A 26,844-nucleotide genomic window follows, 5' to 3' on the forward strand; every position below is an offset into this window, starting at 1 on the left:
TTAAAAAATATAAGGATAAAAGCCTGAGGGAGTTATTATTGATAAGAGCACGGGTAATGGCGTTTTAAGCCCATTTAATTCTTCTTTATATTCTTTCACGCATTGCATATCAATTGGACTTAGATTATCCGGTCCATGTGGATGTGAGTGCCATTCACCAATATAACCTATTTGTCCCCCTGTTTTTTTATTGATATGAGCAATTTCTTGAGCAAGATCTTTAAATCCACGAAAAAAATTAAGGTGATCACCTTTACTGTCTTTGGGAGCTTTTAAAAGATCTGTAATAAAAAATGTTTTTGTTTTATAATTACAAATTCCAATAAAAACACCACCAATCTCATTATCTTTTGCTTTTGTACTCTGCATTTTGATGTTCTCAAGAATTCCATTTTTAAATCGCAAGGTCCAATTGTTATTTACAGCTTTAAACACTTTAAAAGGTTCCACTATAATATTTTGTGTCTCAACCATATAATCTTCAGAATCTGAAATTATATTTAAAAATATCTTTCCTTCATCACTTTTATTAGCTATTTCTTTTTTTAATGCTCCAGCAAAGTAACTACTATGTGAAGATACTTTTTCGTCCGAAAGTACAGTAGTTTCTGAATTACAACCAATTCCCACCCTAACTATTAAATTTGAATTGCTTTGTGTGGTATTCTCTCCAATAAGCCATTCCGAAATCTTTGGATTGGTTAAAGCTGAAGAATAAAGAAATGCTTGCATATCATCTATCCTTGGATTTCGGTTTTGGCCTTCTTTATAGAGGATTCCCAAATTTCCAAAGTCCGAAATTGAAGCACTTGCGACTTGACAAACTCCTACACTTTTAATAACTGATAATTTATTAAAGAAAGCTTCCGAGGCAGTAAAATCAAATAACCATTCATAAGGTTTGAAGGTTTCCTCTTGGTCAATTAATCCCTCTTTAAAAGATGTTGAAGATAATGTTTGTAAAGACTCATTAGGGTAAATTTCCTTAATTTTTTCTTTAAGGGCTGCCGCTTTATTTTTACCTATACTATCCGCGAAAAGGCTGTGTCTAACCAAATTATGGGAAGAGATGCTGTCCGGATCAAGCAAAGATAAATTAGTTATACCGCTTCTTGCAAAATGCATTACAACTTTTGATCCCAAAGCCCCACATCCAAAAACGACCGCTCTGGACAGTTCAATCTTAGTACCTGAAATCTTTTCAGATTGAGCAATGCTTAGTGGTTGATTATGTGAAAGGATATTTATATGGAAATTATTTATAATTTTTCCATCACATATATCTTCCTTTGAAATCACGAATTCAAAATTGAGTAATTCAATATCTGCTGAATATCCTATTATTGGTTTAGGGCGTCTGATCCCTACTATAACCGGAAACTCTCTGAATGGAGCATCAATTATCAACTCCATCAAAACATCACATTTGATCCCATAATTATGACAAAACGTTTTGAAATCTTCCCAATTTGTAGGCAAGTTTATAGCATAATTACTATTTATAGTATTTTCATTATTCCATAAAAAGAAAGCTAAGGATAACTCTCGTTTTGTTGTATCATTTTTTTGTTTATCCTGATTCTCTCTAATTTCTTGTATTATTGGTTGAATATTTTCAGGTGTCGTTTTCTTAATGAGTTTATATGTTCTTCTGTCATTTTGCAAAACTTGTTCAAACTGAGCTACAGAAAACTCAGTAGTGACAGGGAAAGGATTGTTTTCAATTATCTCCTTCATAATCAAATCATAATCATATATGATAGTGCTATAATACCCTTCTAATCTCATAGGCTCATATTGTTCTCCATCTTCGGTTAATTCACCAATTGCAGCATCTCTAAACCAGTTATTTATTCTTATTATGACATCTTCTATTCTTTTGTTTGCATACCACTCGTTTGGATTTTCTCTCACATAACATATGGCAGGAGGCCGACCATTAGTCGCAATATATAAGTGAGCAAGTTCATCCTTTGGAAAATCTAGACGATCTGTATAAATAACAGGGCATTTTTCTGGATAATTTGCCTCGTCAATAACAAGTAAAATTGGTTCATTTTCCCTTATATCAATTCCATTAAAAGTTCCCAAATTTGGTAGGTTCACGCTGATGTTAAGAGGAATCGCAATTCTTTTATTCCCCCAATCCAAAATATCTAGTTTATTTCCCGATATTTTTTCAAGTGAATATAAAGAATCCTTTAAAAAAGGATTCTTTATATCATCTTCAAACTTTTGTAAGGTGGCACTAAAGTTCATTACACCCATATTTAGAAGTAGAGTTTACAATTCCTAAGCCTGCTGTGCCCACAACTTTTGCTGTACCTTCCGTTTGTCTGGGTTTAGCAATCCCTAAAAATGTGACCTCAAAAATTATTGGCTGGGGCACTTTGTTTATAATATTGTAAGTTGATGTATTGAGGAAATTAGTGTTTCCAACCTTTTTGATGTATTCCTTTTTTGCATCATAGTGAGGAGGATTATCATCATCATCCAGAATTGTTTTACTGGATGCTATAACCTTACTTTCTCTTCTTTTATAATCTAACACCTCAAGTGAAGATTCCATTGGGTTAGGGTTTTTCGCATGAGGTCTCTCGTTAAAAAATGACCATGAACAATGATGAGGTGAGAGGAATAAATCCCATTCTAATGCTTTTTCATTATTATGTCTTTTCGTCTTATCTAAGATAATATTCCATGAAGAGTGGTCGGAGTCTCCTCCAAACATAACTAAACCGGAAAAATTTGATTGATAAGCTTCAGTTTTAAATCTAGCCTGAAAAACTATACTTGTTGAATTTTTTTTGTCCCCACCTTCATTCTCTAGGTGTTCCTTAAAAGGGGCATGAATAAAAATCGAAAAAAGATGCTGATCTTTGTCATTAAATCTTGAAACAATATTTCCCGGGGTAGAACGTAAATGATCTAAATCCTGATAATTTTTGTTACCATCATATCCAATTATACGTATTCTATTACCTGGAAGATCCTTGTCTGGAGCATTGTTTCTATGTAATTCTAATCTGCGCTCGGCTTCTTTTTGATAGGCATCTTCATCCTCATTGGTTGATTCTTCGGCGATCATAGGTGAAAACCACATTGCATCTACTCGAATAATATTATTCTTTTTATCCTCCGAAGAATAATCCTTTGGATCTCCCTGATAAAAATGACTCTTAAATCCTCTACAATGATCCTGATCTCCATGGGTAAGGATAAAAACATCTACATAAGGTATACTATTGTCATACTGAATACTTTTCAGAAGATCTTTTTTAACATCATAAATACCTTCATCACAATTCCTTATATTGCAATCTACGATGATTGTGGTTTTGTCTTTTAATGTAATTAGCGCATTGTCCCCGTTTCCTACAGGGTAAAACTTAACTGTTGCGTTCTGCATTTTTAATAATTTTTGTTTAGTAATTTCTTTAAATATGGTCTCATAATAATCCATATAGAAATATTAACTGTAGTGGATTTCCACAGTCATTTAAAAGAAATTTCAGAGATAAGGAATTGAACGCAATTTTTTAATATATTTGTACGTTACTTTAGACAAAATCCAATATCTTCATTAGATGGAAATTTCTTAATGAAATGATATTTAAAAGTTCAAGAAGGGTGAGAGTTTCTTGAGCTTTTTTTATCACTTAATATTCTATTTTTTCTTAAACTAATTTTTCTTTTAAAAACTTCACTTCATCTTTTAATTCTTTTATCGTTTCTTTTAATTCTTTTCCGGCTCTTAAATATTCATTAGGGAGTTCATCCTTAATATCTTCCATCAGAAGGAAATAAACAGGTCTTAAAATCGTTTCAAGAGTTGGAATTTCCTTAAATAAACTGATTAGCAACTCTCTTTGATTTTTGGCAAATAACAAAAGAAAATAATCAACAAAGTCAGTAAAAACTTTATTTGTAATTCTGTTACTGTTTTTTGGATTATTGCTAAAATCAATTAAATCTTTGATATGTTGCTTAATCAAGGATAAAGAATCATCAACTTTGTCATTCCACAATAATATCTTAGCGTAGAGTAAATTAAATCGTAATGTTGGAGGAAAATCATCGCTTATATTATTTTGTAATATTTCCAAAGCGAATTTCTTTTTGTCTTTTCTTAGGTCTTCATATATACCTTGCACCCAGCATCCAACAGCATGTATTTCTCCTAGTTCAATTGTTTTCGCAAACATTAAGTCCGACTTCTCGTAAAGCTTTTTCTCAGAATAAATATGGCTTAATAGATGTGCGGATTCTGCATTATTTTTTTCAACACCCAGCTCTAAAATCTGAATGGCCTTATCTAATTCTTGTTTTTTTATGTAGAGTTTTGCCAATTCACTATATCCATCTTCATCCCCAATTTCGATAGCTTTATTTAATTCAACCTCCGCCTTTTTGTAACTTGGCCTGGGTTTCAGATAATAGAACCTACCTAAATTTATCTGGCTGGATTCTTCATTCGCAAGAATGGCATCTTTTAAAGTTTTTTCAACTTCTTTTGTTTGGTTTTGAAAAGTGTATACTTCCGCCAGCTTTGTATGCGCATTTGCTACTTTGAAAGAAATAGCCTCTTTATAACATCTAATAGCTTCTTCGTTATTTCCTTGTTTAAAATAAATATCTCCCAGTGAAGTAATCGACAGTTTAAACTTCATGGATATCGCTTTTTTGTGATACATGATCGCATCCTCATAGTTTTCATCCAATTCTATTGCAATATCACCTAAACGATAAGCTGCATATCCATGAGGATCTGGCAGTTCCAGACTTATCTTATAGTATTCTTGAGCTTTATTTAAATCACCAACTTTAAATTCGTACAATGTACCTAGTGAAATCGCAATATATGAGCTTTTTTCCAAGGACCAAGCTTCCTGAGCGGATTTTAGCGCTTCTTCCTGTTTGTTTTTTAGTATAAAAAGAGACGTTGCCACTTTGTAGTAAAGGACGTCTTTTACTTTTACTTTGTACAATAAATCTTCTGCTTCATCAAAATTACCCTTTTTAAGAAGGTTTTTAACTTCATTTAATATATCTTTTTCTGAAGTTTTTGTATTCTTTAGTAAGCGTTCTGGAAGAATTGAATTAGTTTCTTTAATTAACTCTTCTTTTAATGTTTCAGAAACATTTTCGCAGGATAAGAAGGTGTTCCCCATATCGATAGCTGCATTAACGTCATAGTTGCCACCCTTTAGATTGCTGATATGTTTTTTTACACGGCTAGTCAACTCTGTTTCGTCGCACCAAGCATCAAAAAAACGTACTAGCCATACAACATTGTCTTTATCATTTTTTCGTCCAAAACGCATCAAATACCAGATATTCATGAATCGTTCTTTAATTCCATACAAATGATTTTTAGTATTTGTAGGAATTTTTTCAATGAACTGGTTTTTTTCTAAGTATGATAGAATTGATGAAATGTTTTTGCTTTCTAACCTTGTTTTTTTTACGATTTCTTTAACCGAAATCGCATCCCATTTTTTTGCAATGACATCTACTACTTTTTGTTGCTGTGTTGATAGTTGATCTAATTCAGATTTGTATAGTAAAGTAAGTGTGTCAATTAATAAATAAAGATCTTTTATCGCTCTTCCGTTTTCATTATCCATAAAAATTTGAAATAGATAGGATATTGTTCTTGGCACTCCACCTGTCAATCTTCTCAAAGCTTCAATACGACCAGGATGATTTTCGATAATAGCACGGATTTGCTGTTCCTCTCCATATTGCTGTCCAATCTTTATTAAAAGCTTCTCACACTCACTCTTATTTAAACTATCTAACTCTATTAATTCGATGAATTTGAAAGATTCCTCTAGAAAATTGATCCGACCATCGTTAAGAGCTGTAGCAGTTCCGACAACTTTAAAATTAGAATTGTTTTTAAGAATGTTAAAAAATCTTTCTTTTTCTTCATTAGAGATTTTTTTAAGTAAAAAATTGAAGTTCTCAATAAAAAGAATAGCTGTTTTATTCTTTTCTTTGAGAAAGTTATCTAAATGTTCGAAAGATCTCTCCTCAAAATTCTCATAGGTTTCAATTATATTTGAAATTGCTTCTGGCAGTGCTTCTTGATAAAAATGATCTTCAATACTTATAGCTATACTTTCCCATAGGTTTGTTAAATCCGATAAGTTATATTGTTCTTCAGAAAACATAATAGGAATGTACCTTTCTGCGAGAGAAGGATTATCAATTATTTCATAATTCAATCTATGAATTAAGGTAGTTTTTCCAGCTCCTCTCTGTCCAATAATTAAGATGTTTTTTGGTGAATTACTATCCTTTACCAAAAGATTCTCTTTTAATAAATCCAATTGATTCGTTCTTACAACAAAACCCTCAATCAGATTTTCTTTGGACTTTATTCCAGTATTGTTTCTTAATAATAGGTCTTGATTCATTTTAACGATTTTAATTTCGTCAAAGTTATAATAAATAATTTACATATTAAAATTTTAACGATTTTTTTATTGTCAAAACATGAAATTTACATAAAAGACAGCATGCAGATTTTGCAATTATTGTAAATTAAGTCAAATATTAAAAAGTGTGATAATTTAACCAACTCTCCCTTACTTAAAGATATGCAAATATTATAGGGATTATTTAAGGGAAGTAGTTTTCAGTTAAGCCTATACATCAAACCTATTTGGCAAGTAAAGGAAAAACAATACCTATAACTACTAATTTGAATGTATTAATTCTGAAAAAGAGAAATTTTGTATAAATCAAAATTTTTAGATATGGATACAATAACAAAAAACGATCTCGACACAATGAGGGATCAGATTATTTCCGACATTGCAAATCTTCTTGCAAGTAAAATGACAGATAATAAGAAAGTGGAAGAATTTGGATGGATGCGCAGCAAAGCGATACGCAATAAACTAAATATTTCCGCTTCTACCTTACAGAATCTTAGGATCACTGGCAAAATCCGCCACAAGAAAGTATTAGGGTCCTATTACTACAATAAAGAAGATCTTCAACACCTTTTTGATGATGGAACCGAATAATGATCTACAACGATGGTTTGATTTCCTTGATGAAATTGGTAGTGATCCACAACTAAATGTCTGGCATATTTCTTTACTCATTGCCATTGCAAGACTTGCCAGCAAGCAAAATGAAAAATGGTTAATCAGAGTGAGCAGGAATAAACTTATGGCACTTTCTCATATCAAGACAATAACCAGTTTCCATAAGTATTTTAAAGAACTACAACTGTTCGGTTATATCAAATATACGCCGTCCTACCATCCGGATTATCGAAGTACAGTAGAGATCCTTCGTAAGGCAAAAGACTAGAGTAAATAGCCTCAATATCGTACATTGAGGCTATTTTTATTTATCAGATTATTGCCTTTACTCTTTCAAGCATATTTTCAAATGTACCACACCGCTCTGTAAAGGATGGATCTGTAGTACTACCCATAAGATTCTTCAATTCCTGAAACTCTTTTTCAAGTTGTTGAAGGAAGTTGCCAAAATCTCTGTTGAACTTATCTACACCTTTTAATTTTGCTCCCAGTTCTTTCATTTCACGGGAAATTGATGCCTGTTCTGTAATTGCATATTCTTCGGTTTGTTTTACAGAATAGTGTCCCAGCATTTCTTTAACTATATGAATCGACACCCCATTGTTCAGGGTAACTGTGCTTGCAAAGGTACGTCGGGCTTTATGGGTATTGAGTGTTGAATTTACTTCACACAGAACAGCAATTTCTTTAAGATATTCATTCATCTTCTGATTTGAACGACCAGGGAGAACAGCCCCTCTTTTCAGACATATGGGATCATATCGGTATTTTGCGATGATTTCAAGTGCTTTGGGAAGTAGCGGTATATCTGTTTCTGATTTTGATTTTTGCCTGCTGGACATAATCCACATGAACCCATCGTCACCTTTTTTAACATCTTCCCATTTAAGCTGGAAAGCGTCTATATAACATAGGCCTGTATAGCATTGAAAAACAAAAATATCCCGTACTACCGAAAGCCGTTCTGAGCTAAATTCTTTTTCTTCAATTCGTTTTAGTTCTGCTTTTGTAAGTGGCTTCTTTTTGATCTTGGTTTTCTTGGAGACAAACAGCTGGAACGGATCTTTAGGTATAATCTCTTTAGCAACAGCCCTTAATACTATTTTCTTAAAATTACTGATATATTTCAAGGATGTATTATTGGAGCAATTTCTTATTGTCTTTAGATACAGATCATAATCCTTAACAAATTCATAATTAAGTGCGCTAAATTCTAAATCATTTTTATTATACTTAAACTTGATAAATTCCTCCACGTGGGAACGTGCAGTAACATAACGTTCGTGCGTGCCTTTGGAATATTCGTTTGTAATGACTAGTTTGGCCATCTCATCGTTATGTTCCTGAAATTCTTCAAGAATTTTATTTCGAGGCTTATACTTTCCGTTTACAAAATTAATAAGATCAATAGAGGTAATGAGAACACTATTATTCATCAACTCGGTTCTGTGGCTATTGATTTTTGTCGTTAAAGATTCAAGGAAAAGATTGATCGTTTTTGCATCTTCTTTAGTACCTACAGCTTTGCCTTCTTTCTGATCCCACCTATCAATATACCATTTTCGTTTGGTAGATGTTTCTTTAGGAATACCATCTACTGTTATCCGCACATAAATGTGGCGAATCTTTTCATTTTTTGAGCTCTTTAAAAAGAAAGTGAGCCCATAGCTTTGTTCTACTAACATAATTCAACATTTTTAAGATTATAAATGTCAAACTAAAAGCTCTTCAAATCAAGATGTTTAGACTCACAACACGTTCATTATAAATTAATTATAAGTGTTTTTATGGTATTTTAAATTCTATTTTTGTGGCAATTTTTAAGTGATTTAAAAATTGCCACAAATTTGCCACAAACTTTTGGAGTATTTTTGAAAATTATAGTATTTACTATAAACAAAAAAAATCCTGCAAATCATTGATTTTGCAGGATTTATCTATTTTTCAGTGCTTTTTGAAAACTTCCGTCTTCAGTACTTGCGGAGAGTGAGGGATTCGAACCCCCGGACCTGTTACAGTCAACAGTTTTCAAGACTGCCGCAATCGACCACTCTGCCAACTCTCCCTAAACTCCGGCTATACCGTTGTTTTCAGTGGTGCAAATATAGAACGATTTTTAATTCCCGCAAAACTTTTGCCACACAAATTTTAACAAAACGTAATAATAGACTAGAAATCAAGGGAATTATTTTTCACGAACATATCATCTATTCCTTGTCTACGATTGCAATGAAGCTGTTTTTTAAAAGATCAGATGGGTATACAAACTGATCTCCATCATCTCCCTTTATCACAATAGCCCCCTGCTCATCGTTCAGGCACTTGTCCAGCTGGCTTTTCAGATCATTAAGTTTTCCATGGGGAGCTTCAATAATGTAGGTTCCGGTAACGTGTGTTATTTTGATGACTTTTGTTTCCATATTCTTTTTGATTAGTTGCTAAATGTAGGAATTTTACTTCAGGTATGAAGACATTTATTACCATGAACAGAAAGACTTTTAGAAATGATTCAAAAATATTGTAAAAGATCATGAATCATAAAACTATCCGACATCCTGTACTCAATTTTACATTTTATAATTTATATTTGTAAGGATTCATCAGAATATTAAAAACTAATAACAATATCTTTCAAATGTTTACTCAATCTTTTATCAAAAACACTATTGTTACTGCCTCACTAGCTATTTCCTCTATGGCTTTTGCTCAGAAAATGCCTATATCTGTCCTTCCCTCCGGCCACCTGATTGTAGGAGCTGAAATAGATGGTAAAAAGGGAAATTTCATCTTTGATACCGGCGGAGGAATCAATCTTTTTCTGGGAAATTTTTCCAAACAACTTGGTCAAAAAGAGACTTATAATTATCTGACGGCTTTCCGGGCTACTGGTGAAAAAATGACTATTCCTCTTTTCAAATCGAAAGAGATTATTTTTAATGGTAAGAAATTTAAGGATACCTGGTACTCCACTCATGATATGGAGATCAAAGGAATTGATGGTTTGATTTCCCTTCCAATGCTCTATGACACAGAGTTTATCATCGATTATACTACGAATGAGCTTATATTTCCAAAAGAAAAGCTGGCCAGTAAGAAAGTAATGGATATCCAGCTGTCTACCAATGCTGACCAGTCTATGGATATTACCACTTACGTGCTCCTGAACAATAAATATAAGATTAATGTTCTTCTGGATTCCGGTTCTGGCAAAGATTCTTTCTGGCTGAGTGAACACCTGGCGAATACACTGGGCATCAAAAAAGAAACACTTCAGATGATGGAAAAGAAAAGTGAGTTTAATCCCGATCTGACGACCAAGTTTTATATCGGTGATATTGGCTCTATTTCTACTCCTTTTGCTACTGTTGAAAAACCTAAAGTCTCTTTTGTGGAAGGTCTTATTTATGAAGGTAAAACAAGTATCAACTGGCTGGGTAAAAAACTGGGATTCAACCTTAAGGAGAAAAAGATTTATATTTTGGATTAAGAATTAAGGCAATATTGTAAAACTGTCGTTCTGACGAAAGAGAATCTTAAAGTTTGAGATTTTTCCTTCGTCAGAATGACAATTTGGAAAGGCTTGAGTGTGGGGGAAACCACCCCGTCAAAAATTCTTTGAATTCTCGCCACCCCTCCAAGGGCGGGAAATGATTGTGTCTTAAGTTGTATTGTTTGTCATTTCACAGTAATCTCAGCTTTTTTAAAATACTTTAGATTCCACGCTTCACTTTGTTCCGCTCTGAATGACAAACATCCTCCACCTTTTACTCTCCAGCAGGTTCGAATAATTCTATTTTATTTCCTTCCGGATCAAGAATGTGTACAAACTTTCCATATTCATATGTAGCGACCTCATCCAGGACAGTTACACCTTCTTTCTTTAGTTCCTTTACCAATGCTTCGATATTCTCTACATGGTAATTGATCATGAATTCTTTTGATGAAGGTTCAAAATATTGGGTAGACTCTTTAAAAGGGCTCCATAGTGTATATCCTTTCTTATCAGATTCTTCGTCTTTCCAGTCGAATTTGGCACCATATGGACTGGTTGGTAATCCGAGATGGGTTTTGTACCATTCATTTACTTGTTCCGGGTCTTTACACTTAAAGAAGATGCCTCCGATAGCAGTTACTCTTTTCATTTTTTATCCGTTTTTGTTCAGTTTATAGTTTCTTACATGCAATTTGTAATCGTTTTGCAATTTCACAAATATATTAATGTTTTCATTAGATATTTCATGAATTTTCATTGAATATTTGATGAGAGCCATGTTCGAAATTGAAACACATAGTATCTTAAACCATTAAGAAAAATTAAATATTTAAGAATATTAAGGTGAAACAGTGTGCTCTTAAAGCATCTTTGATGTTTCCTTAACTTTCCTTCACAGCTTCAATTTCCTTAATGGTTCAAAAAATTTGAAAACATCATATTATTTCAGGAAAAATTATAACAAAAAAGCGCACCCATCGGGCACGCTTTGTATTGTATACACTGAATACTATTAGTGTAATTCAGCTAAATATTTTTCAGCATCCATGGCGGACATACATCCGCTTCCTGCAGCTGTAATAGCCTGTCTGTAGATATGATCCTGAACATCTCCAGCCGCAAATACTCCCGGAAGATTTGTTCTTGTAGAACCTTTTTCTGTTAAGATATATCCATTCTCATCAAGATCTATCTGACCTGCGAAAATATCAGTATTTGGCTTGTGACCGATCGCGATAAAGATTCCTTCAACCTCTACTGTAGATTTCTCCTGAGTCTGGTTATTGATGATCACTGCTCTTTCTACCAAACTATTTTCTCCTTCAATCCCGATTAATTCATGGTGAAATTTCACTTCGATATTCGGAGTACTTTCCACTCTGTGAACCATTGCTTTTGAAGCTCTGAAAACGTCTTTTCTTACCAGTAATGTTACTTTCTTACATAATTTGGCAAGGTAAGTAGCCTCTTCAGCTGCTGTATCTCCTGCTCCTACTACTACTACATCTTTTCCTCTGTAGAAGAATCCGTCACACGTAGCACAAGCAGAAACTCCACCTCCTGCATATTTTTTCTCATCATCAAGACCTAAATATTTTGCTGTAGCGCCAGTAGAGATAATTACTGTTTTGGCAAGGATCTCTTTGTTTCCTGCATATAATTTGTGAACACCGCCAACTTCCTTAGAGAATTCAGCTTTAGTGATCATTTCATAATGAACTTTGGTATCAAATCTTTCTGCCTGTTTTTGCAGATCCATCATCATTTCAGGACCTGTAATCCCAGCTGGATACCCTGGAAAGTTATCCACTTCTGTGGTTGTAGTTAATTGTCCGCCTGGCTCCAAACCTGTATACAATTCAGGTTTAAGGTCTGCTCTTGCTGCATAGATAGCAGCGGTGAAGCCAGAAGGCCCAGATCCAACGATCACACAATCTAAAATGTTTTGCTCCATAATTTACTTTGTTCGAAAAGATTTAATTTGAATTAAGACTGCTAATTTCGGAATTTTTAATTTCTCCTTAAAGTTATTTTAATGATACTTGTCAATATCTGATATGTTGAATTTCGATAGTAATTGTTATAGAGTAGATTAGAGTTCTGGGGTTGGGTTACAGGATTTGGTCTTTAATATAAAAATTAAAACTTTTGTTTTCATACCCACATCAAGTATCGCAAACTCATCTCGCTATCTCGAATCACGAAACTCGCATCCCGTCTCACACCTTCATCTTAATTTTATCTACATTGATAATCTTATATACCAGCTCTCTGATGAGTTCCGTCTCTCCCATATTCACTGCTCCAAGTCCCTTACCTTTCATATCAAACTCACGGAGAATAGAAATGACTCTTGTGGCGTGTTTCAAAGGATAAAGTCTCGCACTTTCTGCATAATCTTTGATGAAGTAAGGATTTACGCCCATTTGGGAAGCAATGGTCTGTGGAGACTGCCCAGCCATCGTTTGATAGATAATAACGTTTGAAAAGTAATTGTAAAGGCTTGCCAGCATCATTACAAAAGGATTGTTTTTCGGGTTCTTTCCCATAAAATGGGCAATTTTAAAAGCAGCATTCGCATTTTTGGTTCCCAACGCTTTTTGAAGTTCAAAAATGTTATATTCTTTACTGATTCCGATATGGTTTTCAACAATCGTTCCGTCAAGGATTTCTCCTTCTTTAAGAATGATCTTTAATTTGTTGAGTTCATTGACAATTCTTGACAGGTCATTACCCAGATATTCTGCCAGAAGATGGGAAATATTGGGTGCTGTATTGATTTTAAATTTCGCACATTCATCTGAAATCCATTTAGGAAGATTGCTTTCTTTTACAGATTCACTCAGAAAAAGAGCTTTGGCTTTATCCAGAGCTTTAGCAGCCTTTTTCCGGCTGTCCAGTTTCTTGTGTTTATGTGCAAAAACCAATACGGTAGAAGGAACAGGGTTTTCTACATAAGATTCTAAAATTCTGTTTTCCTCTTCATTGAATCGCAAATCCTGAGCTTCTTTCACGATAATCACCTGCTTGTCTCCCATCATTGGAAACTGTCTTGCCAGAGAAAGGACTTCCTGATAAGAAGTATCTTTTCCGTAGGTAACCGTTTGGTTGAAAGCTTTCTCATCTTCTTCCAAAAAGTTATGTTCAAGGGCTTTCACAGCGACATCAATAAAGTAAGCTTCTTCTCCGTGGAAAAAATAAATAGGTAAAACTTCTTTATTTTTAATATTTTTGAGGATTAAATCTAATTCTTTCATCTTATTAATGGAACTTCCAAAACTGAATTTTCAGGAAACTTTTGATTTTAAATTCAAGAAAGACAAAGATAAGTTTTTTATTTATGATTTGGTTCGTAAAACTTATCTTCTACTCACTCCTGAGGAATGGGTAAGACAGCACTGGATACATTATTACCTTACTGTAAAGTCCTATTCTACCTCAGCCCTGATCACCGAAAAAAAGATAGTCCTGAATGGATTGACCAAACGTATTGACCTTCTGGTGACCGAGAAGACAGAACCTGTAATCCTGATTGAATGTAAAGCGCCGCAAATCAAATTAACGGAAAAGACATTTGAGCAGACCGCCAGATACAATTCCATTATCGGAGCCAGAGAAATTATTCTTACCAATGGTCTTCAGCATATCAATGCTTATTATAAGGATGGACAGTATCAGTTTTACAGACCGGAATAGCACAAAATCATTTCCGTTTACCAATATTGATTGGAACGGTAAAGAATTCCCATCCTTTGGAGGGGTGGCGAAAATTCAAAGAATTTTTGACGGGGTGGTTCACAAAAATACTACTACTTCACAACAATATTAAACATTATGAAAATAAAAAACATTATATTCGATTTCGGAGGTGTACTTATGGACTGGAATCCGAGATATTTTTTCAAAGATTATTTTAACGATAATGAAAAAATGGAATTCTTCCTGGAACATATCGCACAGGATGAATGGAATGTAGAACAGGACAGAGGAAGAAGCCTTACCGAAGGAACAGAAATTCAGGTGAAAAAATTCCCGGAATGGGAAAAAGAAATCCGCGCTTTCTATGACAACTGGACAGTAATGCTGAAAAGCGATATTCCACAAAATGTAGAAGTGCTGAGAAAACTGAAAAACACGGATTATCACCTGTTCGGGCTCACCAACTGGTCTGAAGAAACCTTTCCTTACGCATTGGAAAACTATGACTTCTTTCAGATTTTTGAGGGCAAAATTGTTGTTTCCGGAACAGAAAAACTAATCAAACCTGATCCTAAAATATGGCATGTTCTGTTAGACAGATACAATATCAAGGCTGAAGAATCAGTTTTCATTGATGATAATGCAAAGAATATTGAAATGGCACAGTCACTGGGATTCATTACTGTTCAGGTTTTTCCGGATACCAATTTAACAAAGGAATTGAAGAAATTTGGAATTGACGTTTAATCATTTAAATATTTTCTTAATTTTAATCTGTTTTTACAATTCACTAATTCACAAATAATTAATTATGATACGTTCCATCTTATTAACCACAATGATTATGGCTTCAGGAACCCTTTTCAGTCAGAAACTTAAAACAGTTTCCTATCAGGACGGAGCACAGAAACTGAATGGTCTTATCACTTCCAATACAGGAAAGAAACTTCCGGGAGTTCTTATTCTCCCAGCCTGGAAAGGGATTGATGAAGAAGCTAAAACAGCCGCTCTTGAACTAGAAAAGCAAGGTTACATCGCTTTTATCGCTGATATTTATGGTGAAGGAAAAATTCCTGCAGACAATGAATCTGCTGCTAAAAGTTCAGGATACTACAAACAGAATTATAACGAATATCAGAAAAGAATTTCGCTGGCTTTGGAACAGCTGAAGAAAAACGGAGCAATTTCTGACAAAACAGCTGTTATTGGCTATTGTTTTGGTGGTACCGGAGCATTAGAATCAGCCAGAGGACATCTGCCTGTTGCAGGAGTAGTTTCTATCCATGGAAGTCTGGGGAGAGATCAGAACAGAAAAAATGAAGTATTAACTGCTAAAATACTGGTTGAAAATCCAGCTGATGACAGAGGTGTAACTCCAGATGATTACAATAACCTCATCAAAGAGATGAATGAAGGAAATGCCGACTGGCAAATTATCACATATGCCCACTCAAAACATACTTTCACAGATCCAAAATCACCGGATTATAATGAAACCATGGCGAAAAGAGCATGGAACCACACCCTGATGTTCCTGAAAGAGATTTTGAAGTAAACATAAAAAAGGCAAATCTGCTAACTGCAAATTTGCCTTTTTCCTTTTATATTTTTATCCAATTATGGTTTAGCTTCCAGCTCAACATCATATTTTTTTGGAGAATATTTGGTCAGGGAACCCGTGGCTGCATCAATACCAACTCCTATTGCACCACCCAGAATAATATTAAGTAAAGTTACTGCATTAAAGTTCTTAGTCAGCTTCACTTCTTTCTTCTCAAATCCTTCTTTTTCAAATGCTACCATCTGCTTACCCAAAGCTCTTGGAATTTTAGCAGTACAAGGTGTTGTACATTTTTCTATTCCTTTGTGAAACACTTTTGCCCCTTCAGGATTTGAAGAAAAAGCTATTGAATCCTGAGTTCCTGTAAAAATAGTTGCGCATGAAGTAGTAGAAAGTGTAATCCCTAGTAATAGTACAATTGATAATTTGTTTTTCATAGATTTTAATTAGTTCATTTTTTTAAGTCCGCGAACTTACAAAATAATTTAAAAAATCCAATATCAATTTCGAAAAAAATATTTAATAAAACATAGAATTCATAGGCATTTCAAGAAAATAACTCTAATTTAATATTCAAATAAAAAAAGCAAATCCTCAGATTTGCCTTTTTTTTATTTGAAAAATTTTCTTAATCTACTCCTTCCTCTTCTCTGTTGACCAACTCCATAGAAAATGCAGGCAGACAGATGGCAAGGTATTCACAAGGTTCTGAAAACGGGTTGCTGTAACGGATTCTCGCTCCTTTTTCAATAAGAATACTCTGTCCTTTTTCCAGAGTAACAGTTTCTCCATCAATTTCAAATTGTTTTTTCCCTGAAATAATATAAGTAAATTCATCAAATTCAGGGGTCTGATGGGGCTCACTCCAGTCCGGAGGTGCTATCATATGTGCAATAGAAACATTAGAATTTCCGGTAGAATTTCCCCAATGTTCTTCTATCAGTTTCCCGTCCGTAGTTGGGACTACAAATGGTGAGTGTTGAATTTTATATTTTTTCATACCCAGGCTTCTTTTGTGATTTCATATACAAAATTGGTTCTTGTAGGTTCTGCAAAATAAGCAACTTCTTCCTCAGCAATTTTTTGTCCTCCAAGTCTTTCCAAAGCTGTCTGTGAACGGAAATTTTCTTTTCCGATATGAAAATGAACCTTATCTACAAACTGGAAGATATAATCAAGCATCAGTTTTTTGACCTTAGGATTGATTCCTTTTCCCCATGATTTTGTTCCATAGAAAGTATACCCGATGAAAATATGATTATCTTCTTCATCAAAATCATAATAACGGCTACTTCCCAATACATCTCCGGTTGCTTTCTCAATAATTTTGAAAGCACCTTTACTCTCCATAGCTCCTGTAAAAAAATTTTCAAAAACCTCTTTCTTATAACGGTCTTTGTTGGGGTGTTGTTCCCAGACTTTAGGATCGGAAGCTACTTCATATAAAGATTCAAAATCCCCTTGCTGTAAGGGGATCAGTTGAAATTCTTCATTCTCTAAAACAGGCTGAACAGAAAAATTCATTATTTAGCTCTTTTTAGTAGAATCTGATTCTATTTTTTTGATTTCTTTCAATTTGTCAGAAATCTTGATCACAGTATCTAATTTTGATGGCTTCAAAGGAACTTCTGCCTGAGCCATATCCCATTTGATTACTAAGTTTCCTGTGTTTTCATCTGTAGGATTCAGGGTGATTTCAAACCACTCCTGTTTGTCTGTCAGTTTATTCACTGGCACGGTAACATCTACTACATCCTGTTTAGGATCGTAAGTATAAGCTCCCCACTGCTGGAAATCTTTATTCAGGATCACTTTCCATTCTTTTTCTGTAGGAACAATGAATAATCCATAGGTTCCTGCAGGCACTGTTTTTCCACCGAAATTAACGGCTTGTCCGAAAGTAATTTTCGTAGACGAGTTCGCTCCTGCTCTCCAAACCTGGCCATAAGGAACCAATTCTCCAAAAATCTTACGTCCTTTCACTCCCGGTCTTCCGTAGTCGATAGAGATTTTGGACATTGAAAACTGCTGCTCCACCTTCTGACGCGGACTTGCTGCCGGTACAGAATAATCCTGAGCAAAACTGAATGCTGAAACTGAAATGCAAACTGCTGCTAGTAACTTTTTCACGTGTAAATTTTTGCTTAAAATTACAAAAATCAAAACAAAATAGCCTTTCCCAACTCCACTAATTTTTGTTTTCCCGATATTTTTCTATTAACATTTTACTCCAGCCAAATTCTTTTTTTAAATCTCCCTTAGCCATTGAAGATTTTACTTCTTTTAATTGCTTTTCCTTTTCTGAGCCTGATCGCATGATAAACGGAAGGTACATCATTGGTCCATGTTTTCAGTAGTACAAGAATAGCAATAATTTCTGCTCTCGTAAGGAGTCCAATCCAGAAGCAAAGATTAAATAAAATAACTGACTGACATTGTAAAATAACCTGGATCAGTGTTCCAAAAAGCAGTAAAGTCCAGATCTTGGCACCAATAGAGTGTGTAGCCACTTCTTTTCGGAATTTCAAAAAGCTCACCAGATAGATCAGAACTTCAGCTCCTGCAAGAATTATTATTTTATAGGCATTTGTTTTGAAAAACTCAGGGCATTGTATATAAGCAGAAACTCCTACTGAGATGAAAAAAACCTGATCAACAGCAGAATCCAGACGTCTGAGCTTTTGAGTTGAAACATTCAGATACCGGGCGATCATTCCATCAAAAATATCGGTTAATAACCCTAAAGATAAAAGAATAACAATAATGATCTTATAATTTTCTATTTTAATAAGGCTTAAAGAAATGATTATAAATCCAATAATAAGTCTGGAAAAAATTAAAATAGTCGGAATTTTTGATGTCATAAAAATGATAAAATAGTATTCTAATGAATAAATTCTATGCCACAAATTCTTTTGAAGACTTTTAAAATAAAATAGCCTTCTCAAGCTCCAATAATTTTTGTTTCCTCCAGATTCCTCCGCCATATCCCGTTAACTGTCTGTTGCTTCCGATCACACGGTGACAGGGTATTATAATAGATATTTTGTTTAAGCCGTTCGCATTGGCTACTGCTCTCACTGATTTAGGATTTCCCAGTATATCAGCCTGTTCCTGATAGCTTCTTGTTGCTCCGTAAGGAATTTCCTGAAGAATATTCCAGACTTCTTTTTGAAAAGCTGTTCCTACCGGAGAAAGAGAAACCGTAAATTGTGTTCTTGTTCCTTCAAAATATTCTGAAAGTTCTTGTTCCAAGGTCTCAAAGTGAGGATTCTCTCCTTGTATAATATTCGCTTTACAATATGCTGAAATACTTTTCAGTTCTGTAGGGAGTGCTTTCCTATCAGAAAATTCCAGCAGACAGATTCCATTTTCATCAGCACAGGCGATCATAGTTCCCAGTATGGTTTCAATTCTCTTCAAATCAATGATCTTTTCCGTAGTATTATTTTTAGGAGATACTCCAAAAATATTTTTAAAACTCTCATTAAAACCGCTGAGACTTTCATATCCTGTATCAAATGCCACCTCTGTAACCGATTCACCCTGCTGGAGCTTTTTAAATGCTGTATTGAGCTTTGACATTCTTTGAAAAGCGTGAAACGTTATGCCATGGTGTTTCAGAAACCATCTGCGAACTGTAGCCGGCTCCAATCCTCTTTTTACAAGGTCATAATCTTTAAGTTTTAATGTGGGATCTTCAGCAATTTCTTTCAGCAACTCTTTAATATAGAATGGGGTTGCATTTAGATTCTCCAAAGGTCTGCATACTTTACAGGGACGATATCCTTTCAACATTGCATCTTTGGTATTGGAAAAAAATTCCACATTCTCAAATTTGGGTTTTCGTGCTGTACAGGTTGGTCTGCAGAATATTCCTGTGGTCTTTACTCCCATCCAGAATATCCCCTCAAATGAAGAATCTTTGGTATAAGAAGCCTCATACATTATTTTTCCTGTGAGTTCCATCATTCAATGAGTAATTTTGAAAAACTTCTTTCTTGTCTTATCACCTGACTTACCTTTTCAAGTTCTTTGTAAATATGTCTGTACATAAAAGCACCTGAAGTAATTCTTTTTACACCTAATTCTTTAAGCGTATCAAAATCAGGTAAATCTGATACTCCCATAACATTCACAGGAAGAGACGTGGCTTCAGTAATGGTTTTGATATCATTTTCAGAAGTCACGCAGGGAATGAAAACTCCGTCAGCTTTAAGTTCTTCAAATAGTTTAATTCTCTCTAAGGTCTCTTCCAGCTTATTTTCAATATTCAATAAAAAAGCATCTGTTCTGATATTGATGAACACTTTCTCTCTGCTTTTTCCCAGTTTTATGAAAATATCTTTCAGCTTTTCATAGAAAAATTTTCTGTCTGTAAGCTTTCTTATTCCGCCAGCTACATAAGTATCTTCGATATTGATTCCCGATACTCCTGTTTCAATAAGCTGCAGAATATTAGACACAACCGTATCATTTTCACTGCCATATCCAGATTCCAGATCTACGGATAAAGGAATTGATACAGATTCTTTAATCCTTGTAATTATATAAAAATATTCTTCGAAGGTCATCTGCTCTCCGTCTTCATACCCTAAACTAAGTGCCACTGCCGAGCTCGATGTTGCCAATGCTTTGTACCCAAGTTTTTCGTATACCTTTGCACTTTCTACATTCCATACATTACCCAATAGCAATGGTTCTTCACTTTGATGTAATTGTTTAAAACTGATCATTCTTTTTTTATTCAAAAGTAGAAAGATTATCGAGCGCTATACAACCGAAAAATGAACATCTATTTTTTTAATAGTCTTTAAAGTAAAGTTCAGATTTAAAATAAAATAACCTTTTCCAGTTCCAGTAATTTTTGTTTTCTCCAGATTCCTCCGGCATACCCCACCAATTCTCCGTTGGAGCCTATCACTCGATGGCAGGGGATTAAAATGGCAATTTTGTTAATCCCATTGGCTGTTCCTACGGCACGTATTGCCTTGGGATTTCCTAGTCTTTCTGACTGCTGCTTATACGTTCTGATTTCTCCCATCGGAATTTCACGGAGAAGCTGCCAGACTTTTTCCTGAAACTCTGTTCCTGTGGTAAATAATGGAACTTCAAAATGGGTCCTTATTCCTTCAAAATATTCTTTCAGTTCTTCTTCCAGCTGCCTGAAATGAGGATGTTCTTTCTCTACAATCTCAGCTTTCAAAACCTTTGACAAAGCCTTCAGCTGTTTTTCAATATTTTTCCGATCTGTAAATTCAAGCAGGCAGATTCCCTGGTCTATGGCACAAGCGATCATTTCTCCCAGTGGAGTTGATATGTTTTTTTGGTGTATAATTTCCATTAGTTTAAAATTAAGCTTTTTGGAAATCATAACTTCTTTTTAATGAGGTAAAATTCTTTTTATCTGTTCAATATGCCTTAAATTATGGTAAATAACAAACCGGAAGGTATCCCCCAGCTTCAGCTTGATCAGCTTTGAAATGCTTATATTAGTCTTTACCTTTTCCAGATCCGTCTGCCGGGCATCTTCCAATAATTCAAGTAATTTTTCCTGCTGTTTTATGAAGGTATCTATTACCCCTTTATTTATCTGGCTGTGGATAGGATTCATTGTTTTAAATGTTTTCATCTTATTCATTTTCTCTTTAGGAATCATACTTTTAGCAAAATAGTTCCCTAGAATTCCAGGCCTAAAATAAGGTTGGAGAGACTTCCCTGCAGAAGAAATATTGCGGCTGATTTCAGGAATATAAAAATCTCCATAGCGATTGAGATGTTCCAGACATTCCAATGTACTCCAGTTGTCTGTTGAAGGTCTGAAGTTCAGCTCCTCCTCTGTTTTTTGTGTGAGTATCTGTGCGTATTGTAAATGCTGGCGGGTTATTTCTTTTAATTCATCTAATAGTGCTGAAGCTAAAATTTTCATTACGTTTTTTATGCAAATATCATGAACAGATCATTCTTAAATCTTGACTGAACTCAAGATTTTTTAAGCCTTGATAAAGTTTCAGGTGACATCCTCAGATAATTAGCTATGTATTTATTGGGAACTTCCTGAAACAGCTTCGGGCTTCGTTTCAAAACTCTCTCAAAGCGTTCTCCCGGAGCATTGATGAGTAAATCTTTTTCCCTTTCGAGCTGCTGCAATATCAGATCTTCCAGAATATCCATCCAAAATTTCAGGTGTTCTTCATTGGATTGTATAAAATTATAAAAATCCTTTTTTGAGGCTGTTCTTACTGTTGTTCTTTTAATCGCCTGAATGTAAAGGTCAGACGGTTTTCCTGATAAGAAGGAATCCAGGCTGACAATAATATTTCCGGTGTATCCGAAACGAATGATTCTTTCTTCATTTTCATCCATCATAAAAATCCGGACACTTCCGTTTTCAATAAAATAAATAGAGGTATCTGTACTGCCCGAAATCTTCAGGAACTCATTTCTTTTGAATTCTTTCTTTTCCCAATGGATTCCGCTTTGAAGTAACTTTTCAACCATTTCATTTTATTATTTGCTTTTCCAAAGATAATAGGTAATTTTAAAGTTTTAAAACACCAATCACTGATAATGCTCAAAAGAACAGTCTTTTTCATGCTGCTTTCTGTTGGATTTTCCGGTATGAAAGCCCAGCAAACCATTCCTTTTCGGATCACAAAACACAATAATATCATTGTGAAGACTCTTGTCAACAAAAAAGATTCTCTGGATCTGATGTTCCAGATCGCAATGAAAGATTATTCAATTTCCCCCGAACGAAAGCGAAAAGCAGATCATATTGTTTTCAACAAAGAAGAAATCAGTGACCATAATACCGTGGATATTGGGCAAATCAACCAGAAAAATGTACGCTTTTTTGATAATCAGTTAACAGGCCATGAAGCAGATGGAAAAATCGGAACCGGAATTTTTGATGGTAAAGCATTTAAAATCGATTATGATAACAACCAATTTGTGATGTATGATAAAATGCCAGACCTGAAAGACTACCAGCCCGTCAATATCATCTTAGATCATGATGGGTTTTATCTTGCAGCAGATAATATTATTGATGGAGATCAACAGCAGGAAGCTTATTTTGTACTGCAGTCAGGATTTTCCGGAGCTATTCTGTACAGTAACGAATTTGCAGAGAAAAAACATCTGGATAAAAAACTGAAAGTAACCGGTGAAAAAACACTGAAAAATTCTGAAGGAAAAACTTTAACTACCAAGCAGGCCATTCTTCCTTATTTTAAATTGGGAAAGAGTGTTTTTAAAGATGTTTCAGTAGGATTCTTCTCCGGAAAACTTAAAACACAAAATGTCAGTTATCTCGGGGCCGATATGCTTCGCAGATTCATTTGGATTTTTGATGCTGAGAGAAAAATGGCTTATATAAAACCAAGCAAATACTTTTCAGAGCCTTATTACAAAATGAATTAAATTATAATAAACACTTTAATGCCAAAAAAGATAATGAAGATAAAAACTGCCGCAGCCCCTTTATTTTTTCTACTGATGGTTACCAGCTGCCAGAAAGAAGAGAAGAAAACTGCCGTTACCACAACAAAAACGACTAATGACTCTGTAAAAACGACAAAAACAGAGGAGAAAATAGATTACACTAATTTTAATATTTTCAGTCTGTCTTCCATTTCATCAGCAGAGAAGGATGCTGACGTTGATTTTTTTATTTCTGTTTCTGATATTTTTAATGAGACTCCTCCTATTCCGGCAGATATTCTTAAAAATCAAAAGCAGATGTCTTTTGAAGAACTCCAGCATTTTGAACTGGATGCTCCAGGCAGAAAGAAACTGCTTAGTGGAATTCATCTCACTGAAAATGATTCCCTGTATATTTACAATTATCAGTCTAATAAGCTTCAAAAAAGACCTGTCAGCCAATTAAAAGCAGTTGCTTATTTAAGTCCTTATATGTCAGACAGTGAAGAATTAGATCCAGAGTCTTATATGATTGGTTTTCAGGTTGAAACTCACCGAAAAATAACAGACTATGATAAATACGATAATGCCATCGCTTATTTTGGGAATAAAAATCCATTCGTAGAAAATAAAATGAAAGCTGTGAAATGGCAAAAAGCCAGTACTGATATTTCAAAAAAATATTTTAGTCATTCAAAATTGACTCAGGGAAAGATCTATCAGTCACAGTATGAAAATATAACTTATTATCTTCAGGACTATCTTGAAGAAGGAAATATTACAGAACGCAAGCTTGTAGCCATCAATGATCGTAAAGAAAAGGTGGCGGAAAAAACATTTAGTCTTGCAGGAAGTGATGGTGGAGAATTTCTTCCTTTGTATGGAATAGATGCCGATGAGGCCAATGTTTTCCAATGGACAGGCCATCTTTTTAAAGGAAAACCTCCTGTGATTTTTGGATTCATTGCCCAGTCTTTTGGCTGTCCCTCTATTAGTTTTTTAGATAAAAAAGAGAAGGATTTTCCAATTAATTGTGATAACAGGCATTAAGAAAAGCTTTTGGAAAAAATCTGCATGGATTCCTACGGAATGACAGACTGTGTGGATAGGTTTTTAGAATACATTTGCTCAATCAGCAAAATCTATAAGAAAAATTAAATAGGAACGGGCTTTAGCCCGTTTTTATTTGTCAACAATCCATTGGCTTTAGCCAAAACTTATTTTATACATTATCTAATATCAAAAATACAACCTGTTAATTAACAGACTGGATTTTTTATTTCAGTTCACTATTTCTTTGAATAATATCTGTTTTTCAGATTCGTAAAATAAGTTTCAGATTCTTTGAATCCATTGTTCTTCATGAATTTGATGACTACATTCAGGTACGCTTCTGAAGGGGTAAACTCTGTTCCTATTTTTTCGGAAAGCTTTTTATAATCTTCCTCCAGCAGTTTGGGATTTTTGAACAACTGTTTTATATCGGTTCTGAAGCCTTTAAATATAAATTTTAATGCTTCATAATTTCCGGGATAGGAAACAGTTCCATGGGTTTCCCCTTCGAAGAAACTATGTTTATAGTTCAAAGATCCGTTTTTTTCTATGATTCCTTTAAATTCTTCAATGGCCTGGGTCATATCGGAATTCCAGTTTTTCTGTTGTTCTTCATTGTCTGCCTGAGAAACATACAAAGATTTCTTTACCGGAAATTTTTTATTCTTTTCCAAATACTCTTTTGTTCTTGAAATGGTCACTTTATTATCCCACCATAAACTGGGATCATTCGCCACATAAGCATTGAAATAATCAGGATGTAAAAGGAATGTATTGATGGCAAATAATCCTCCGAAAGAATGTCCAACCAATACAGAATAATCCTGAGTCCGGTAATTTTTATTAATGAATGGTTTCAGCTCTTCCTGCATAAATTTTACAAAATTTTCACCTCCGCCACTGTCTGCAAAAAGGATAACATCTGGATTTACAGGGCTTTTTTTCTGAGCTTTCGTTGGCGTAAGATCTCTTGTTCTTTCTGTATTTTTTATTCCTACCACAATACATTCCGGAATATCTGGATAAGGAGTTCTGGCAATGAAATCCGTTAATCCGGTGTAATATTCAAAATTGATTTCTCCGTCTAGGAGATAGATGACCGGATATTTTGCAGCATTGATGGTATTGTCACTATAAGTTTTAGGCAAATGCACCCAAATTTCCCTGTTTTCGTTTAAAAATTTTGAAAATACATTTTGCTTCTCTCCTATTGTCAGTTTTTCCTGCCCATTCCCTAATGTGAAGAGTAAAAATAATGGGAGGTATAGAATTTTAAACCAATTGCTCATGCTGTAAATCTTTTCTGTGTTGATGAATATTTTTAATTTCTTTATTCTTTTTGGGTGATTTGTTTCTTCTGCCCCACCAGATCAGGAATCCGGTAACCGGAAGACTTGTACAGATAATTCCGATAATAAAGGTGAATATTTTACCGAACATACCACCCCAATATCCCACGTGAAGGTCAAAATTCATATGCTCAATTACTTCATGCATCTGAACTTCTTTGGGATAATCTATCTCATTCCCGGTATATTTATTTGTTTCCATACTTTTCCCATTGACAAGGCTTTTTAAACCAATAAACTGAGCTGCAACCACGTGATAGACTGTTGCTGAATCATTTCTTGGAATACTCATCCTGAGCTGTTTAGCCTCAGGAAATTCCTTGAATTTTTTGTCTACAAAATCAGTATAGGACAACGCTTTTTTCTCAGGATCAAATTTGGGTTCATATTTTTCTGCAATGGTATGGGCATCCACAGCGCCTCCAAAAGCCTGCTGGGTAAGATTTGTCAAAACCTCATAGGCCATAATCAGTCCTGTAATGGTAATAAATACTGCCGGAAGCAATGAATAAAAGCCAAAGACATTATGAAAATCGTAGTTTTTCCTGCGCCATTTTGTTCCTGATTTGATTTTAAAAGCTGTTGTTCTTGTTGTTTTATTCCATTTTTTTGGCCACCATAGAATCAGCCCTCCGATGAGCTGGATAAAAAATATAACTGAGGCAATTCCGACTACGGTTTTCCCGAACTTTCCTGCAAGCAACTGAGCGTGAATATGTGCAACAACATAAAAAAATTCATAGCTTTTTGTAGAACCGATGACTTTCCCAGTATAAGGATTAAGGTAATGATAGGCAAATACTCCTCTTGGACCACGTCCTTTCTGCTTTGCCTTTTCTGCTTTGTCTGCATTTTTGTCTTTGGTCGGCTTAGTTGCTGATGCTACCCTGAAACTTCGGTCTACCTCTTTATAAGTATCAAAATAGAATGCTTTTCTATCCGGAACCTGTTGATGAAACTGAACCAGCAATTCTTCGGGAGTCATTTTTTTTGCATTCACCGGAGTCTGGACATATTTGGCGCTTCCGCCGCACAGATCAATGATTTCGTCACAAAAGACAAATACTGTTCCCGAAAGAGTAACCGTCAGCACAATGATCCCGGAAACCAGTCCGAGCCAGAGATGCAGCCATCCGGTGATCCTTTTCGTAAGGGATTTCCCTTGCTTTTTTTTAGGATTAGTTTTTTTATTCTCCATATCTG

At 34.6% G+C, this 26,844-nt stretch carries 28 protein-coding genes and 1 tRNA gene; 8 read left to right on the forward strand and 21 right to left on the reverse strand.

Going from position 1 to position 26,844, the window contains the following annotated elements; all coding sequences use genetic code 11:
* The 3 genes from ACPF63_RS12835 to ACPF63_RS12845 form a co-directional block, all read right to left on the reverse strand.
* Nucleotides 1–2,259 (reverse strand): ThiF family adenylyltransferase, encoded by a 2,259-nt coding sequence (locus tag ACPF63_RS12835; RefSeq protein ID WP_426480181.1) that lies wholly within the window; start codon nt 2,257–2,259, stop codon nt 1–3.
* On the reverse strand, nt 2,249–3,463 hold the full coding sequence (locus tag ACPF63_RS12840) for a hypothetical protein (RefSeq protein WP_426480182.1): 1,215 nt from the start codon (nt 3,461–3,463) through the stop codon (nt 2,249–2,251). The genes ACPF63_RS12835 and ACPF63_RS12840 overlap by 11 nt, the downstream gene beginning before the upstream one ends.
* A 214-nt stretch (nt 3,464–3,677) precedes the next feature.
* Nucleotides 3,678–6,422, reverse strand: a complete 2,745-nt coding sequence (locus ACPF63_RS12845) for a tetratricopeptide repeat protein (protein WP_426480183.1) — start codon at nt 6,420–6,422, stop codon at nt 3,678–3,680.
* 342 nt (nt 6,423–6,764) lie between these two features.
* Here ACPF63_RS12845 and ACPF63_RS12850 point away from each other — a divergent pair, with 342 nt between their 5' ends.
* A complete protein-coding gene (locus ACPF63_RS12850) occupies nt 6,765–7,037 on the forward strand; it encodes a helix-turn-helix domain-containing protein (RefSeq protein ID WP_426480184.1) in 273 nt (90 codons plus the stop codon).
* Nucleotides 7,021–7,329, forward strand: a complete 309-nt coding sequence (locus ACPF63_RS12855; protein WP_426480185.1) for a hypothetical protein — start codon at nt 7,021–7,023, stop codon at nt 7,327–7,329. Before ACPF63_RS12850 ends, ACPF63_RS12855 begins: the two co-directional genes overlap by 17 nt.
* A gap of 43 nt (nt 7,330–7,372) precedes the next feature.
* Here ACPF63_RS12855 and ACPF63_RS12860 read toward each other — a convergent pair whose 3' ends face one another.
* From ACPF63_RS12860 to ACPF63_RS12870, 3 genes are all read right to left on the reverse strand, one after another.
* A complete protein-coding gene (locus ACPF63_RS12860) occupies nt 7,373–8,746 on the reverse strand; it encodes a site-specific integrase (protein ID WP_426480186.1) in 1,374 nt (457 codons plus the stop codon).
* 295 nt (nt 8,747–9,041) lie between these two features.
* Nucleotides 9,042–9,126 (reverse strand) — tRNA-Ser (locus ACPF63_RS12865).
* Nucleotides 9,127–9,268: 142 nt separating this feature from the next.
* Nucleotides 9,269–9,481: a glyceraldehyde-3-phosphate dehydrogenase gene (locus ACPF63_RS12870; protein WP_077414816.1), complete on the reverse strand. Its 213-nt coding sequence runs from the start codon at nt 9,479–9,481 to the stop codon at nt 9,269–9,271.
* Between the two features lie 215 nt (nt 9,482–9,696).
* On the opposite strand from ACPF63_RS12870, the gene ACPF63_RS12875 reads away from it, so the two are divergent.
* Complete coding sequence (locus ACPF63_RS12875; protein ID WP_426480187.1) at nt 9,697–10,548, forward strand: hypothetical protein; 852 nt, start codon at nt 9,697–9,699, stop codon at nt 10,546–10,548.
* A gap of 277 nt (nt 10,549–10,825) precedes the next feature.
* Here the strand turns inward: ACPF63_RS12875 and ACPF63_RS12880 are convergent, their stop codons facing one another.
* From ACPF63_RS12880 to holA, 3 genes are all read right to left on the reverse strand, one after another.
* Nucleotides 10,826–11,203, reverse strand: coding sequence for a VOC family protein (locus tag ACPF63_RS12880; RefSeq protein WP_219072476.1), 378 nt, complete (start codon nt 11,201–11,203; stop codon nt 10,826–10,828).
* Nucleotides 11,204–11,566: 363 nt separating this feature from the next.
* Nucleotides 11,567–12,508, reverse strand: coding sequence for a thioredoxin-disulfide reductase (gene trxB, locus ACPF63_RS12885; RefSeq protein WP_077414822.1), 942 nt, complete (start codon nt 12,506–12,508; stop codon nt 11,567–11,569).
* A gap of 265 nt (nt 12,509–12,773) precedes the next feature.
* Entirely contained in the window at nt 12,774–13,811 is a 1,038-nt protein-coding gene (holA, locus tag ACPF63_RS12890; protein ID WP_426480188.1) for a DNA polymerase III subunit delta, read from the reverse strand.
* A 7-nt stretch (nt 13,812–13,818) separates the two neighbouring features.
* Here holA and ACPF63_RS12895 point away from each other — a divergent pair, with 7 nt between their 5' ends.
* The 3 genes from ACPF63_RS12895 to ACPF63_RS12905 all read left to right on the forward strand — a co-directional run bounded on the left by ACPF63_RS12895 (nt 13,819) and on the right by ACPF63_RS12905 (nt 15,808).
* Nucleotides 13,819–14,250, forward strand: coding sequence for a type I restriction enzyme HsdR N-terminal domain-containing protein (locus ACPF63_RS12895; protein WP_426480189.1), 432 nt, complete (start codon nt 13,819–13,821; stop codon nt 14,248–14,250).
* Between the two features lie 138 nt (nt 14,251–14,388).
* Nucleotides 14,389–15,000: an HAD family hydrolase gene (locus tag ACPF63_RS12900; protein ID WP_426480190.1), complete on the forward strand. Its 612-nt coding sequence runs from the start codon at nt 14,389–14,391 to the stop codon at nt 14,998–15,000.
* Between the two features lie 64 nt (nt 15,001–15,064).
* Nucleotides 15,065–15,808: a dienelactone hydrolase family protein gene (locus tag ACPF63_RS12905; RefSeq protein WP_426480191.1), complete on the forward strand. Its 744-nt coding sequence runs from the start codon at nt 15,065–15,067 to the stop codon at nt 15,806–15,808.
* A 62-nt stretch (nt 15,809–15,870) separates the two neighbouring features.
* On the opposite strand, the gene ACPF63_RS12910 is transcribed toward ACPF63_RS12905, so the two are convergent.
* From ACPF63_RS12910 to ACPF63_RS12955, 10 genes are all read right to left on the reverse strand, one after another.
* Nucleotides 15,871–16,251, reverse strand: coding sequence for a PEGA domain-containing protein (locus ACPF63_RS12910; RefSeq protein ID WP_426480192.1), 381 nt, complete (start codon nt 16,249–16,251; stop codon nt 15,871–15,873).
* Between the two features lie 191 nt (nt 16,252–16,442).
* Nucleotides 16,443–16,814: a cupin domain-containing protein gene (locus ACPF63_RS12915; protein ID WP_077414834.1), complete on the reverse strand. Its 372-nt coding sequence runs from the start codon at nt 16,812–16,814 to the stop codon at nt 16,443–16,445.
* Nucleotides 16,811–17,338: a GNAT family N-acetyltransferase gene (locus ACPF63_RS12920; RefSeq protein ID WP_180565586.1), complete on the reverse strand. Its 528-nt coding sequence runs from the start codon at nt 17,336–17,338 to the stop codon at nt 16,811–16,813. The genes ACPF63_RS12915 and ACPF63_RS12920 overlap by 4 nt, the downstream gene beginning before the upstream one ends.
* Before the next feature lie 3 nt (nt 17,339–17,341).
* The gene (locus ACPF63_RS12925; protein ID WP_077414838.1) at nt 17,342–17,944 is read right to left on the reverse strand and encodes a DUF2911 domain-containing protein; all 603 of its coding nucleotides are present in this window, start codon (nt 17,942–17,944) and stop codon (nt 17,342–17,344) included.
* A 128-nt stretch (nt 17,945–18,072) separates the two neighbouring features.
* Nucleotides 18,073–18,678: a CDP-alcohol phosphatidyltransferase family protein gene (locus ACPF63_RS12930; RefSeq protein ID WP_426480193.1), complete on the reverse strand. Its 606-nt coding sequence runs from the start codon at nt 18,676–18,678 to the stop codon at nt 18,073–18,075.
* 61 nt (nt 18,679–18,739) lie between these two features.
* Nucleotides 18,740–19,786: a bifunctional transcriptional activator/DNA repair enzyme AdaA gene (locus ACPF63_RS12935; protein ID WP_426480194.1), complete on the reverse strand. Its 1,047-nt coding sequence runs from the start codon at nt 19,784–19,786 to the stop codon at nt 18,740–18,742.
* On the reverse strand, nt 19,783–20,550 hold the full coding sequence (locus tag ACPF63_RS12940; RefSeq protein ID WP_426480195.1) for an isocitrate lyase/PEP mutase family protein: 768 nt from the start codon (nt 20,548–20,550) through the stop codon (nt 19,783–19,785). The genes ACPF63_RS12935 and ACPF63_RS12940 overlap by 4 nt, the downstream gene beginning before the upstream one ends.
* A 95-nt stretch (nt 20,551–20,645) precedes the next feature.
* Nucleotides 20,646–21,158: a methylated-DNA--[protein]-cysteine S-methyltransferase gene (locus ACPF63_RS12945; protein WP_426480196.1), complete on the reverse strand. Its 513-nt coding sequence runs from the start codon at nt 21,156–21,158 to the stop codon at nt 20,646–20,648.
* Nucleotides 21,159–21,197: 39 nt separating this feature from the next.
* Nucleotides 21,198–21,743, reverse strand: coding sequence for a DinB family protein (locus ACPF63_RS12950; protein ID WP_426480197.1), 546 nt, complete (start codon nt 21,741–21,743; stop codon nt 21,198–21,200).
* 53 nt (nt 21,744–21,796) lie between these two features.
* Entirely contained in the window at nt 21,797–22,315 is a 519-nt protein-coding gene (locus ACPF63_RS12955) for a Crp/Fnr family transcriptional regulator (protein ID WP_180565582.1), read from the reverse strand.
* A gap of 69 nt (nt 22,316–22,384) precedes the next feature.
* On the opposite strand from ACPF63_RS12955, the gene ACPF63_RS12960 reads away from it, so the two are divergent.
* Both ACPF63_RS12960 and ACPF63_RS12965 read left to right on the forward strand, forming a co-directional pair.
* Nucleotides 22,385–23,239, forward strand: coding sequence for a hypothetical protein (locus ACPF63_RS12960; protein ID WP_426480198.1), 855 nt, complete (start codon nt 22,385–22,387; stop codon nt 23,237–23,239).
* A 33-nt stretch (nt 23,240–23,272) separates the two neighbouring features.
* Entirely contained in the window at nt 23,273–24,289 is a 1,017-nt protein-coding gene (locus ACPF63_RS12965; protein ID WP_426480199.1) for a hypothetical protein, read from the forward strand.
* Between the two features lie 239 nt (nt 24,290–24,528).
* On the opposite strand, the gene ACPF63_RS12970 is transcribed toward ACPF63_RS12965, so the two are convergent.
* Entirely contained in the window at nt 24,529–25,581 is a 1,053-nt protein-coding gene (locus tag ACPF63_RS12970; protein WP_426480200.1) for an alpha/beta hydrolase, read from the reverse strand.
* Complete coding sequence (locus ACPF63_RS12975) at nt 25,565–26,839, reverse strand: PepSY-associated TM helix domain-containing protein (RefSeq protein ID WP_426480201.1); 1,275 nt, start codon at nt 26,837–26,839, stop codon at nt 25,565–25,567. Before ACPF63_RS12975 ends, ACPF63_RS12970 begins: the two co-directional genes overlap by 17 nt.
* Nucleotides 26,840–26,844: the final 5 nt, after the last annotated feature.

The sequence above is a fragment of the Chryseobacterium sp. R2ACT005 genome, assembly GCF_049949215.1.
Classification (GTDB): domain Bacteria; phylum Bacteroidota; class Bacteroidia; order Flavobacteriales; family Weeksellaceae; genus Chryseobacterium.

What these genes read in the sequence shown, in the direction of transcription:
- ACPF63_RS12835 (WP_426480181.1), bottom strand. Translation starts at nt 2,259, where the DNA reads ATGAACTTTAGTGCCACCTTACAAAAGTTTGAAGATGATATAAAGAAT.
- ACPF63_RS12840 (WP_426480182.1), bottom strand. Translation starts at nt 3,463, where the DNA reads ATGGATTATTATGAGACCATATTTAAAGAAATTACTAAACAAAAATTA.
- ACPF63_RS12845 (WP_426480183.1), bottom strand. Translation starts at nt 6,422, where the DNA reads ATGAATCAAGACCTATTATTAAGAAACAATACTGGAATAAAGTCCAAA.
- ACPF63_RS12850 (WP_426480184.1), top strand. Translation starts at nt 6,765, where the DNA reads ATGGATACAATAACAAAAAACGATCTCGACACAATGAGGGATCAGATT.
- ACPF63_RS12855 (WP_426480185.1), top strand. Translation starts at nt 7,021, where the DNA reads ATGATGGAACCGAATAATGATCTACAACGATGGTTTGATTTCCTTGAT.
- ACPF63_RS12860 (WP_426480186.1), bottom strand. Translation starts at nt 8,746, where the DNA reads ATGTTAGTAGAACAAAGCTATGGGCTCACTTTCTTTTTAAAGAGCTCA.
- ACPF63_RS12870 (WP_077414816.1), bottom strand. Translation starts at nt 9,481, where the DNA reads ATGGAAACAAAAGTCATCAAAATAACACACGTTACCGGAACCTACATT.
- ACPF63_RS12875 (WP_426480187.1), top strand. Translation starts at nt 9,697, where the DNA reads ATGTTTACTCAATCTTTTATCAAAAACACTATTGTTACTGCCTCACTA.
- ACPF63_RS12880 (WP_219072476.1), bottom strand. Translation starts at nt 11,203, where the DNA reads ATGAAAAGAGTAACTGCTATCGGAGGCATCTTCTTTAAGTGTAAAGAC.
- trxB (WP_077414822.1), bottom strand. Translation starts at nt 12,508, where the DNA reads ATGGAGCAAAACATTTTAGATTGTGTGATCGTTGGATCTGGGCCTTCT.
- holA (WP_426480188.1), bottom strand. Translation starts at nt 13,811, where the DNA reads ATGAAAGAATTAGATTTAATCCTCAAAAATATTAAAAATAAAGAAGTT.
- ACPF63_RS12895 (WP_426480189.1), top strand. Translation starts at nt 13,819, where the DNA reads ATGGAACTTCCAAAACTGAATTTTCAGGAAACTTTTGATTTTAAATTC.
- ACPF63_RS12900 (WP_426480190.1), top strand. Translation starts at nt 14,389, where the DNA reads ATGAAAATAAAAAACATTATATTCGATTTCGGAGGTGTACTTATGGAC.
- ACPF63_RS12905 (WP_426480191.1), top strand. Translation starts at nt 15,065, where the DNA reads ATGATACGTTCCATCTTATTAACCACAATGATTATGGCTTCAGGAACC.
- ACPF63_RS12910 (WP_426480192.1), bottom strand. Translation starts at nt 16,251, where the DNA reads ATGAAAAACAAATTATCAATTGTACTATTACTAGGGATTACACTTTCT.
- ACPF63_RS12915 (WP_077414834.1), bottom strand. Translation starts at nt 16,814, where the DNA reads ATGAAAAAATATAAAATTCAACACTCACCATTTGTAGTCCCAACTACG.
- ACPF63_RS12920 (WP_180565586.1), bottom strand. Translation starts at nt 17,338, where the DNA reads ATGAATTTTTCTGTTCAGCCTGTTTTAGAGAATGAAGAATTTCAACTG.
- ACPF63_RS12930 (WP_426480193.1), bottom strand. Translation starts at nt 18,678, where the DNA reads ATGACATCAAAAATTCCGACTATTTTAATTTTTTCCAGACTTATTATT.
- ACPF63_RS12935 (WP_426480194.1), bottom strand. Translation starts at nt 19,786, where the DNA reads ATGATGGAACTCACAGGAAAAATAATGTATGAGGCTTCTTATACCAAA.
- ACPF63_RS12940 (WP_426480195.1), bottom strand. Translation starts at nt 20,550, where the DNA reads ATGATCAGTTTTAAACAATTACATCAAAGTGAAGAACCATTGCTATTG.
- ACPF63_RS12945 (WP_426480196.1), bottom strand. Translation starts at nt 21,158, where the DNA reads ATGGAAATTATACACCAAAAAAACATATCAACTCCACTGGGAGAAATG.
- ACPF63_RS12950 (WP_426480197.1), bottom strand. Translation starts at nt 21,743, where the DNA reads ATGAAAATTTTAGCTTCAGCACTATTAGATGAATTAAAAGAAATAACC.
- ACPF63_RS12955 (WP_180565582.1), bottom strand. Translation starts at nt 22,315, where the DNA reads ATGGTTGAAAAGTTACTTCAAAGCGGAATCCATTGGGAAAAGAAAGAA.
- ACPF63_RS12960 (WP_426480198.1), top strand. Translation starts at nt 22,385, where the DNA reads ATGCTCAAAAGAACAGTCTTTTTCATGCTGCTTTCTGTTGGATTTTCC.
- ACPF63_RS12965 (WP_426480199.1), top strand. Translation starts at nt 23,273, where the DNA reads ATGAAGATAAAAACTGCCGCAGCCCCTTTATTTTTTCTACTGATGGTT.
- ACPF63_RS12970 (WP_426480200.1), bottom strand. Translation starts at nt 25,581, where the DNA reads ATGAGCAATTGGTTTAAAATTCTATACCTCCCATTATTTTTACTCTTC.
- ACPF63_RS12975 (WP_426480201.1), bottom strand. Translation starts at nt 26,839, where the DNA reads ATGGAGAATAAAAAAACTAATCCTAAAAAAAAGCAAGGGAAATCCCTT.